A 10,209-nucleotide genomic window follows, 5' to 3' on the forward strand; every position below is an offset into this window, starting at 1 on the left:
TCAGCTGCCCCGCCAATATAATTTTAGCATCCTCCATAGAGGAAATGACGCGTCCAGAGAATCTACACCGGAATACAAAGAATTGGCGGGAAGGGTCATTTTAAAACAAGCCTCTTTGTAACCCAGTTCTGCAATAGTTCTTGAGAATGCAGGTTGATTACAGAGTCACCAACTGGAACAATCAGCAACACACGGCCATTAGCTGTATGATATAAATCCTGAGCTTTTGCCATATTTACGCTAAAGAAAATCATACATATAATAGCCAATGTGTAAAGTATATTCCTTGTAAAAGAGTCATTTCCCCTTTATGACCGAAATGTTAAAATTGGTTTGATTCATAGCTTTTCTTTTTATTCAGTCTTTATCAAAAATAAGTGGATTAATGCAGGATCCTTTTTCGAAATCTTGTCTTTATTGTATGAGATTAAGGTTATCATTTTCAACCCATTTTTTCGCCAGACCCATCTCTCAACTTGTCAGAAAGTCTCCTGAACAAGGCCCTGTTTTGAAGGTTGCTTTTGTCAATGAGTAGTCCTTTCAAACCATCTTTTGTTTCGATCCCATAAATAACAGACTTACCTGCTGCATCTTCATTTTCATCAAACCGGTAGAACTCTGAAATATTCAATTCCTCAATTTGAAAGCTGGCACACAGATCCTTACATTCCAGGCAATCTTCCTTCCTGTTGAAATTATAGGTGTAGCCTTTTTCTCTTAAGTCGCCCAGTGCTTCAGATAAGTTCTTGTAGTACCGGTTCTCGTTTTTCATTACTTCTTTATAATCAGATACAGAAAGACCGGTAACACGCTTAAATTGACTGGATAGGTAATGGACGGAACTGTATCCGAGCTTAACAGCAATCTCACTTAAGTTCAGTTCATCATACTTTATCAGTTCTTTCACCCTGTCCACTCTTTTGTTTATGTAGTAGGTCTCTATCGTAAGCCCCTCAATTTTTGAAAAAAGCTTGCTAAGAAAATTGTAGTTTTTACCTATTTCGTGTGCCAGAAAATCAGACAACATCACCTCTTTGGTAGATTTTTCAAGGATTTCTATATAGTGTTGAATTCCAAGCTTAATCTGTTCCATCAGGACTTCTTCTTTGTCTTCAATTAGTTCAAATCCATACGAATTTAATCTGCTGGCTATTTTTTCCTTGCTAAGATTATCTGGCACTTGGATAGCAACATACCCAAGCCGTATCGTTGAAATTAATGCTCCAAGTTCCTCTAATTCATTTTGTACAACCAAAATACATCTTGGGCATACCATATTTTTTATATTAAGAATTAATGTTTTCATCTGTTCAATGGGTTAAACTGAAAATATGCAATCGCCAATATTACTCGTGCTTAAATCACATTAAATCAACAAATTCCTTGCTGTTTTCCTGTGATTGCAATGCCGCTCCATTCAATACTAGGAAGGCTATTACGAATACGATTGCATAATTCGAGTTAATCTTTTTCTAATTCTGAATAGAATCCAGTGATCGCGAAAGTCTATAACCGGTCAAAATTATATTTTTCATTCACAAATGAATGTTTTTAACGATAACTTAAGGCCGAAAATACTTTGCTCTGCATAGAAAAAACGGTTAAGAATAATTGAATAAATTTAAAAATGACGGCAAAGTTTCCGAAACAGGATAACGCAGACTTCACCACCTACTTAACAGATGAATGCTAATTGAGGAAGGATTGAATAAAAATACGAATATGGATACCACTTAAAGGTGGGGGCAGATTCGTAAATAAAAATGGAAGTAATTGTTGATTAAAGGTTTTTTCTTTAAAATTTATTGCAAAAACCTGATAAAACATGTGAAAGACAGGAGTCTCCACAGGCAGTTCTCTTATCTCATATTTGATCAACGAAGCATATAGGTTTTTCACTTCTTCGTCACAGCACTCGTCTTCCTCGCTACCATCATCTGGCTGACTATCTTCGTGATGATGATCATTAGCCACATCATATTGCTCATGCTCCTGGTCTTTTATAGAATGATGATCCGCTTCTTTAACAAAAGTAGGGTAATTTCCCCAAGAAATTAATCCAAAATCACAAAGGGCATCGCAAACAAACACACTTATAAACCCAGCAAGAAGCAGGGTTATCACAATTTGTTTTATATTATGCAATTTCTTTATCAAAACAAAACCGTTGGGCATTAAATAATTATAGCATAAAGATCGTGAAAATCAGGTATAAATCAAAAGATGAAAATTATGTAAAAACATGATTATTGTCACTGTTTCGAAGCATTATCCTTCAATGACTATGACTTTCTTCTAAATCAAGGAAATTGCCTTGGGGTCCTACCGCTTCTATATGTACCAATTGAGCCCCATAATGACCTGCACGTGACACAGAATAGCCAGATACAATAAGAAAAAAGGCAACCACTACAACGGCCCAGCGTTTTTGTTTGAAGATAAACTGACTGATGATTTGTGTCACAAAACCAATTATACTTAAGTATATGGTCCAATCGGCCCATAAATCATGCTGTGCGAGCACTTGCTTGGCATGCAAGGTTAAATCATGGGTATGTGGGTGAAAAGTTCTTCCCGAAAGATAGGCTCCCAGTGCACCAAAAAAAACAAGCCCGGTGATTACCCAATCTATTTCTATTTTTAGAAAAAAAACATTCACAAAGGCCAAAATAGCACCAATTAATAATAATACTATAGGAAAATGAACCATGAGCGGATGCAGATTTGGGAAATCATTCAAACTCGCAGTTAGTTTTTTTTCCTCATTTAGGATAGTCCTCTCCTCTGGTGTATCTATAGAATGTGAATCGTTTACTAGCCTTTCAGCGTTGATGGTGTCTTGATGAGCATTTTCCTCATGCTGCTCGCCATCATGGGCCAAAACTGTAAAAAGCGTAAAAGTTAAAAATATTATGGTCCAAAACTTCTTCATATCTGTTGTATTTTATTTACTTATAAATATACCCTTTTTTATAAGTAAGCCCTTTACAAAATCCCATTTAAAATGTATAATATTACTACCTATCTACGACTACCTGGCATTTATTTGGATTCACTTGCCCATCTTAAAATTTCTTCAATATAAGCTCCTTGATCCACTCTCAATCCATTTAAATTACCCTCTTTTATACTACTGGTCTAGGCCCCTTTAAAAGGACAATTTGAGAAGAAAGCTGTAATTTTCAATACATTTCTATTTGATTAAGATGCCAACCATCACTTTTTAATAAATTCTGAAGTTGTTTTCTACGTTTCTTTACCGAATCTTCTCCTTCATTTTCACTATTGCTTTGAACTTTAGGAATAAATGCCTCCCCCATTGAACTTAAATAATTATCAATAGCCTGATTGAGAGGTTTCAGTTTATTTAATGGTTGAGTAGGATCATTTTGAAGGGAGGTAAGCATTGCATTTAGCTCCCACAAGCCAACCGAAAAAGAAGCTTTTTTATCTAAACTATAAAAGTAATGCACCACAGGGTAGGCCAAATGATTCTGATTATGTTGGTTGATCCTATTTCTTATGTTATCTGTGTTTTCATATAAGCAGTTTATCCTTTCATCATAATTATCAAGCCCCATTATGTCGGTAATAGAATGTGCAAGTGACCTTTTAAAAATAACAGCAGAAGACACAGAGATAAGATAGGTCATAGCAGTGGTGATAAAAATAAATCCGGAAAAAGGAAAGAATGCAATAACTATTTGCCAAGTAGACGAACCAGGCTTAAAGTCTCCATTGCCCATAGTAGAAAGTACGTACCCACTGTAGTAAAATTTATCTGAAATAGAAGCCATTTCATGAGTAGAAGTGTTTACAACTGAATCGCTATCGCTTACAAGAAGTAAAAAAAAACCAAGCCACAACCCACCAATCCACCATATAATAAGAGAGAGAATTACCGAAACCCCAGAATAATTAAGCACTTCCCTATTCTTCAGCAAACGGCTTAATTTTAGAAATACTGTCGATATTAGGGCTGATATCATCGATGAAACAAAACCTGCTCCACTTATGGATAGAACTGTAATGAAAAAATCCCATATAATTATTAATAGAAGCAATATTGCAAAAAACAGTATAATTATATTCATCTTCGTTTAATTCTAAATTTTAGTTAAACAAATAGTTAAGGAATGTTCCCATTAGTTTCAAAAGTTGCGTTTATAACTTTTTATGTAAAATATCACTATCAAAAGGATATAATTTGCTTAACAAAACCGTTTCTCGCTCATTCACCTTCCTAGCAATCATAGCTTTGGAAATTTGTTTTATATTTTTGATTCCTGAGGCTCCCAATAATTCCTTCAATCCATTAATTGTATTTTTATGATAATTTGCCACTTTTTGCTTTTTATCACTGATTACGAGTGAAGCAACACGATCAGCCTTCATTGTAGTGATACCCGTAGGGCAGGTATTGAGATTACACTTCAATGACTGTACACATCCAAGGGCGAACATCATTCCTCTTGCACTGTAGCAAGCATCCGCACCTAGTGCCAAAACTTTAAATATATCAAATGATGAAATAATCTTCCCACTGGCAAATAATTTTATTTCTTTTCTTAGACCATACCTAATCAATGTTTGGTTCGCCAAATGAAGGGCTCCATCTAACGGGGAACCAACCCAATGTAATGAGTCCACATTTGCTGCTCCTGATCCCCCCTCCCCTCCATCTATAGAAATAAAATCAGGAAATTTATTTTGATAAGAAAAGGCTTCTATCATAGAATTGAAATCAGATTCTCTTCCTATGCAGAGCTTAATTCCTACAGGTTTTCCCTTAGATAATTGGCGGAGTTTATCCAAAAACCTAATTAACTCATCGTTTGTTGAAAAAGAACTATGGTAGGCAGGAGAATGAATTTCTGTATGTGCTTTAATTCCCCGGTATTTAGCTATCTCATCAGTATTCTTTTTTGCTGGTAAAATTGCACCGAAACCGGGCTTAGCACCCTGTGAGATTTTTACTTCAATCATTTTAACAAATTCATTTTGACAAATCTGTTCAAACTTTAAATCTTCAAAATCTCCATTTTCACCCCGGCAGCCAAAATAACCAGTACCAAACTGGAAGATGAGGTCTGCCCCATATTCGTTATGATAGGCTGTTAGGCCTCCCTCTCCAGTGTTTTGAGCGAAACCACCAATCTTTGCCCCACCATTTAAGGCAAGCGTTGCGTTCTTGCTTATGGAGCCAAAGCTCATCCCTCCTATGTTTAGAATACTGCATAGATAAGGTTTTTTACACAGTGAACTGCCTACATTTATTCTAAAATTCTCTTCAACATTTTGTTCTGGATATTGTGCATGAAGCATCCACTCTCGCCCAAATCTCTTATATGAACTTTGTGTACCAAAAGGTTGACTTATCAATTCATTGGATGCACGCTTGTAAACTATTTCCTTCTGAATCCAATTAAAGGGTTTTCCTTCAGTTCTATTTAGAAGCAGTACTTCCTGCAATACATGTCTTTGTTTTTCGAGGAAATTAGATAGTCTTCCGAACAATGGATAAGTTCTTCGAATGGTATCGCCCCTTTGAAAAAAATCAATAGTACCCAAAATAATAAGGGGAACAATTAAAAGTGCGAGCCACCAATGATAGGGCTTCCAAATGATTAACAGGACGATAATCAGCAGGAAGATAATAGTTGTAGGAATAAAATATTTTCTCATGGGTCAAATTATCAATTTTCTCTATTATTGCTATTCGTTTTTAAAAGCCATTTCTCATAAAAGAAAACTAAAAGTAGGAAAATCACAGCTACAGCAATTAAAAATAAATCGGTATTACCTTTGTTCCATAAAAAAGCACTTAACACCACAAAGTCCAAGACTATTGTTGTTAAAAGAATGGCTCCATTTGCTTTAATTTCTTTCCTTAAGTGTTTAAATACGCCCCATTGAATAATTACATCCATAATCAGGTACAAAATTGCCCCTAAAGAGGCAATACGACTCAGATCAAAAAAGATAGTGAGCACGATAGCTATTACCACAGTATAAACCAACATGTGTTGCTGGACGTTACCAGGCATCCCAAAGTGACGATGAGGAATCAGTTTCATGCTTGTTAACATTGCTGTCATCCTGGAAATAGCGATAATGGCAATCCCCACGGTAAACCACAAGCCATACTTTCCAAATGCAGGTTTTGATGCTTCCGCCAAAGAGTAATCTTTCGCCTCAATTATTTTAGGAACCGAAAGGTTTATGGATACTGCAAAGGCTACCAACAAATAAACCACTGTGCAAATTATGAGTGAAATCACTATGGCCCTACCTACATTTTTGTGGGGTTTTACAATTTCTTCTCCACTATTGGTAATGGTGGTAAAACCTGCATAGGCAAGAATGGCTAAGGCCAATGCACCCAAGTAGTTAATCGTTGAATAATCGTTTGAAACACCTTTTGGTACAGCTTCTGAGAGTGAAAAGCCTGCTACCCATAATCCCCCAACAGCAAAAATAACGATACCACCAATTTTAACAATGGCCAGAATGAAGGAGACCCTATCGACTACTTTATTACCTAATATATTGATAATAAATACAATCACTAACAAGGAAACCCCTAAGGTAGGGATCCATAGGCTATTTTTACCCACATCAAATAACTGAAGTGTGTAAGAACCGAAAGTTCTAGCTACCAAGCTTTGGTTGATAATCATTGCAAATGCCATTAAAAGAGCAGCAAATGCAGTTGTTAATCCTTTCCCATAGGCTTTATTGAGGTACATGGCGATTCCACCAGCTGAGGGATAGGCGTTTGACAATTTAATATACCCATAAGCACTTAAACCCGAAATAATTGCGCCTACCAAAAATATGAAGGGGAACAATGCACCGGAGAGTTCCGCCACCTGCCCCAATAAGGCAAAAATGGCTGCTCCAATCATAACCCCAGTTCCAAGCGAGATAGCGCCTGTGAGTGATAGGCTGTTATTCTTATATTTACCCATTATAGAAATAAAAATCTTTTCATGAGTATCACTTTCCTTGAAGGCTTCCTTGTACAGGCAACCCTAAAGTAATCCAGTCATGCATTCCTCCTCTGTAGTACAAAATCTTGTTAGCTGGATAACCTGCGCTTAAAAGGTTCTTTATGGCTGTCGATGATTGTGGGCATTGCGGACCATTACAAAAAAATATAGTGGGATTATTTTCATCTAACTCATCCATTCTTTCCACTAACTCGTCATAAGGAATGTATTTTGAACCCGAAATGCTCACCGCACCGGTAGTATCCGGTTTTCGGACATCAATAACGGGCAGATCCTTTTTTTGGTGATGATGTACTTCCAGTTCCCCAACGGTAAGCACACCCTGGGCAACCTGCATTGGCTGAATACTGCACCATGTAGTATCAACTTCTACTAAATCAGGTTCCGTACCTATCTTATTGGGAATCATATGATTTTTTGACCTTTTAGGAGTTCTTATTTCTGTTATGTCCATTTTTCTCTTAATGCTTTTATTAATTAATTCTATTCAGAACATGACTATGGTTTATTGCTGTTCATCATTTCATGCCAGGCACTTATTTTTCCAGTTCTGTTTTTCTTTCTTCAAACTCCGCTTTGTCAATTTCTCCTTTGGCATAGCGGTTTTTGAGTGTCTCCATCGCTGAATTATTATTAGTGTTACCGTCATCAGTAGTGCCAGTATTCCTTTGAAATATGCCACCTTTGCCCAGCGCCACAATTAAAACTACCACGAGTATTGTCCCGATGATCCATCCGTACATCATAATTTGTGTGTTTTAAGTGTAAGTAATACAGGGAAACCTGAGTGAATGACAGGCTTCCCGATTGAAATAGATATAAAACCCTATTGATTAGGATTATCAGATTTTCCTTTTTTCTTTTTATCCATCATTTCATGCCCTTTCATCATTGAATTCTTATCCATAATACCTTTGTCGTGCATCTTTTGCATCATCTTCTTCATCATGTCCGGGTTATCCGTCATTTTCTCCATCATCTGGTCGTGATGCTTTTCCATCATTTCCTTCATCATCATCTTTTTCATGGACTGGTCTTCCATCATCTGTTCCATCATTTGCTTTTTAGCCTCCTTGTCACCCATCATTTTTTCCATCATCATCTGCTTCTTTTCTTTGTCAGCCATCATCTGTTGCATCATCATCCGGCCTTCCTCCTTATTGCCCATCATATCTTTCATCATCATCTTTCGGTGCTCCTGATTTTGCATCATTTGCTGATGCATGGCCTTCATCGCTTCAGGGTTGCCGGAGAGTTTATGCATAAATTTGTTCATCATCTGCTCATCATTCATGATGGCAGCAAAGACCTCTTCCTGCTTGTTTTCCTTTTTCATCATTTTCTCTACGTTTTGCGCTTGCAAAGCGGAGCTTAATGAAAATAAGAGCAGGGTAGCAATGGCTAATATTTTAGTATTCATAATTTTTATTGTTTAATGGTCTATAATTTATTTTTAATCTGGGATGGATTGTACCTGAGCCTGCAATATTGTCCCATTTCTTCGTTCATGTCCATCGAAGTGGTATCGCTCATCATGTGTTCGTCAGACTGCCCATCCTCATGCATGTGATCATTATCAGCTTCCATCGTTTCAGTTTGTTCATCATTCATCATGTCGCCATGATTCTGATCCGCATTTTGACTATGATTTCTACAGGAACTGCTAAGAGCTACCATTATTAAAAGAGTAAAAATAATTGATGATTATTATGTTTGGCTTTTTCATAATTTGACATTTGATTTTTCTATGTGATCTAATATTTGATGCAGCCTTTCCTTGGCCTTGGTACCCATCGTGGTAAGCTTTTCATTTTTAGCCAATGAAAAAGTCACGGTTGGATCTACCACTGACACCTCTATAATTCCTTCATTGTCCATTTCCTGCACAATAACATTGCACGGTAGCATTATTCCAGCCTTATTTTCGGTAGATAATGCTTCCAAGGCGAGTTCGGCATTGCAAGCACCCAATATTGTGTATCGATTTATTTCTTTTCCTAGATTTTCCTGAATATGATCATGAAGATTAAAGTGATTGACAACCTTAAGCTCCATCTGATTCAATGCATCTCTTACATTTTGCACGGCAACTTCAAAGGTTAGCGAGCCGTACCTTCTGCTTAAAGCGTAGGGCGTATGCATGCTTTCCTTATAATTTTCCTCAGCTATTTTATTTTTATCGCTCATGACAGGGGGTTATAGACTTTCAATGACTTACTTCAACCTGGCTTGAATTTCCTTGGCTATTTCAGAGAGACCCTCGTTTTCTACCGCCTGCATGGAGGCTACCGGGTCCACTGCCGCGACTTCAACGCCATTATTAACTTGCTGTACAATTACATTGCAGGGCAGCATCGCTCCAATTTTATCTTCAGCTAATAATGCTATATGAGCGAAAGGCGGATTGCATGCACCCAGAATCTTGTAAGGCCGAAAATCTTTATCCAGCTTTTTCTTCAGGGTTTCTTTTACATCGATCTCGGTAAGGATTCCGAACCCTTCTTCTTTCAGGGCGTCCGTTACTTTTTGGATCGCTTCCTCGAAGCTTGCGTCTTTCAATGTTTTTTCGTGATAGTATTTCATCTTTCAATTTTTTAGTTTTCTATCCAATGGGATTGTAGTGATTTAAATCGTAAAATGATGTAACAATTGTTACATAACTGTTTAGCTACTCCCTTAAAACGTTGTCTATCGCTTTGAGACGATCAATTGCTACCTTCCAACCTTTAGATCAGCTAGCTAGTCATTAATGTTTCGTGTTTCTTCATCTAACTTACCTTCAAACTCAGGTAAGGGTCTGTTTTTCTTTTCCTCTTCTGTCTCCACCACACCATTTTCTCTGATGTCGTTGATCAACCATTGCATTTCCATAATTTCCCTACGTTGGGCTTTAATAATTTCGTTAGCGAGTTTCCTTACCCGTACATCCTTTATTTGCGCGCGCTCACTTGTCAAAATTGCAATTGAATGATGTGGAATCATACCTTCCATATAGTCTACCCCAGTGACGGTGACCTGACTTCTTACCAATCCTATACCACCGACAATAAATACAATACCCAACCCGATTATTGCGATGTTTGCCCCTCGGTTTTGATACATATTCAACATATACAGGAGCATTATGATGATCATAGCTCCAGCCATTATCAGGGTCATAAAAAGCCTTGTTTCGCTAAACCAGAAATGATCAATA

General features: G+C 37.1%; 13 protein-coding genes. All 13 read right to left on the reverse strand.

Going from position 1 to position 10,209, the window contains the following annotated elements:
• Window positions 1–442 precede the first annotated feature (442 nt).
• The gene (locus AAC037_RS10670) at window positions 443–1,306 is read right to left on the reverse strand and encodes an AraC family transcriptional regulator (protein ID WP_339902986.1); all 864 of its coding nucleotides are present in this window, start codon (window positions 1,304–1,306) and stop codon (window positions 443–445) included.
• Window positions 1,307–1,689: 383 nt separating this feature from the next.
• On the reverse strand, window positions 1,690–2,175 hold the full coding sequence (locus tag AAC037_RS10675) for a hypothetical protein (RefSeq protein WP_339902987.1): 486 nt from the start codon (window positions 2,173–2,175) through the stop codon (window positions 1,690–1,692).
• Window positions 2,176–2,275: 100 nt separating this feature from the next.
• A complete protein-coding gene (locus AAC037_RS10680; protein ID WP_339902988.1) occupies window positions 2,276–2,932 on the reverse strand; it encodes a hypothetical protein in 657 nt (218 codons plus the stop codon).
• A 250-nt stretch (window positions 2,933–3,182) separates the two neighbouring features.
• Window positions 3,183–4,094 (reverse strand): potassium channel family protein, encoded by a 912-nt coding sequence (locus AAC037_RS10685; protein ID WP_014022552.1) that lies wholly within the window; start codon window positions 4,092–4,094, stop codon window positions 3,183–3,185.
• Window positions 4,095–4,164: 70 nt separating this feature from the next.
• Window positions 4,165–5,382: an FMN-binding glutamate synthase family protein gene (locus tag AAC037_RS10690; protein WP_339902989.1), complete on the reverse strand. Its 1,218-nt coding sequence runs from the start codon at window positions 5,380–5,382 to the stop codon at window positions 4,165–4,167.
• A 314-nt stretch (window positions 5,383–5,696) separates the two neighbouring features.
• Entirely contained in the window at window positions 5,697–6,971 is a 1,275-nt protein-coding gene (locus AAC037_RS10695) for an APC family permease (protein ID WP_014022554.1), read from the reverse strand.
• A 28-nt stretch (window positions 6,972–6,999) separates the two neighbouring features.
• Window positions 7,000–7,422: a rhodanese-like domain-containing protein gene (locus AAC037_RS10700; RefSeq protein WP_339902990.1), complete on the reverse strand. Its 423-nt coding sequence runs from the start codon at window positions 7,420–7,422 to the stop codon at window positions 7,000–7,002.
• A 127-nt stretch (window positions 7,423–7,549) separates the two neighbouring features.
• Window positions 7,550–7,759: an SHOCT domain-containing protein gene (locus AAC037_RS10705; protein WP_014022556.1), complete on the reverse strand. Its 210-nt coding sequence runs from the start codon at window positions 7,757–7,759 to the stop codon at window positions 7,550–7,552.
• An 80-nt stretch (window positions 7,760–7,839) separates the two neighbouring features.
• Window positions 7,840–8,433 (reverse strand): hypothetical protein, encoded by a 594-nt coding sequence (locus tag AAC037_RS10710; protein WP_014022557.1) that lies wholly within the window; start codon window positions 8,431–8,433, stop codon window positions 7,840–7,842.
• Between the two features lie 20 nt (window positions 8,434–8,453).
• A complete protein-coding gene (locus AAC037_RS10715; RefSeq protein WP_014022558.1) occupies window positions 8,454–8,690 on the reverse strand; it encodes a hypothetical protein in 237 nt (78 codons plus the stop codon).
• Between the two features lie 45 nt (window positions 8,691–8,735).
• Entirely contained in the window at window positions 8,736–9,200 is a 465-nt protein-coding gene (locus tag AAC037_RS10720; RefSeq protein WP_014022559.1) for a DUF302 domain-containing protein, read from the reverse strand.
• Between the two features lie 27 nt (window positions 9,201–9,227).
• On the reverse strand, window positions 9,228–9,596 hold the full coding sequence (locus AAC037_RS10725; protein ID WP_014022560.1) for a DUF302 domain-containing protein: 369 nt from the start codon (window positions 9,594–9,596) through the stop codon (window positions 9,228–9,230).
• 156 nt (window positions 9,597–9,752) lie between these two features.
• A partial coding sequence (locus AAC037_RS10730; RefSeq protein ID WP_339902991.1) for a DUF305 domain-containing protein occupies window positions 9,753–10,209 on the reverse strand: 457 nt, incomplete at its 5' end.

Origin of the sequence: uncultured Cyclobacterium sp. (genome assembly GCF_963976465.1) — a bacterium.
In the GTDB taxonomy this organism is placed as follows: Bacteria; Bacteroidota; Bacteroidia; order Cytophagales; family Cyclobacteriaceae; genus Cyclobacterium.

Coding starts and splice junctions, on each gene's coding strand:
- AAC037_RS10670 (WP_339902986.1), bottom strand. CDS start 1,306: ATGAAAACATTAATTCTTAATATAAAAAATATGGTATGCCCAAGATGT.
- AAC037_RS10675 (WP_339902987.1), bottom strand. CDS start 2,175: ATGCCCAACGGTTTTGTTTTGATAAAGAAATTGCATAATATAAAACAA.
- AAC037_RS10680 (WP_339902988.1), bottom strand. CDS start 2,932: ATGAAGAAGTTTTGGACCATAATATTTTTAACTTTTACGCTTTTTACA.
- AAC037_RS10685 (WP_014022552.1), bottom strand. CDS start 4,094: ATGAATATAATTATACTGTTTTTTGCAATATTGCTTCTATTAATAATT.
- AAC037_RS10695 (WP_014022554.1), bottom strand. CDS start 6,971: ATGGGTAAATATAAGAATAACAGCCTATCACTCACAGGCGCTATCTCG.
- AAC037_RS10700 (WP_339902990.1), bottom strand. CDS start 7,422: ATGATTCCCAATAAGATAGGTACGGAACCTGATTTAGTAGAAGTTGAT.
- AAC037_RS10705 (WP_014022556.1), bottom strand. CDS start 7,759: ATGATGTACGGATGGATCATCGGGACAATACTCGTGGTAGTTTTAATT.
- AAC037_RS10710 (WP_014022557.1), bottom strand. CDS start 8,433: ATGAATACTAAAATATTAGCCATTGCTACCCTGCTCTTATTTTCATTA.
- AAC037_RS10715 (WP_014022558.1), bottom strand. CDS start 8,690: ATGGTAGCTCTTAGCAGTTCCTGTAGAAATCATAGTCAAAATGCGGAT.
- AAC037_RS10720 (WP_014022559.1), bottom strand. CDS start 9,200: ATGAGCGATAAAAATAAAATAGCTGAGGAAAATTATAAGGAAAGCATG.
- AAC037_RS10725 (WP_014022560.1), bottom strand. CDS start 9,596: ATGAAATACTATCACGAAAAAACATTGAAAGACGCAAGCTTCGAGGAA.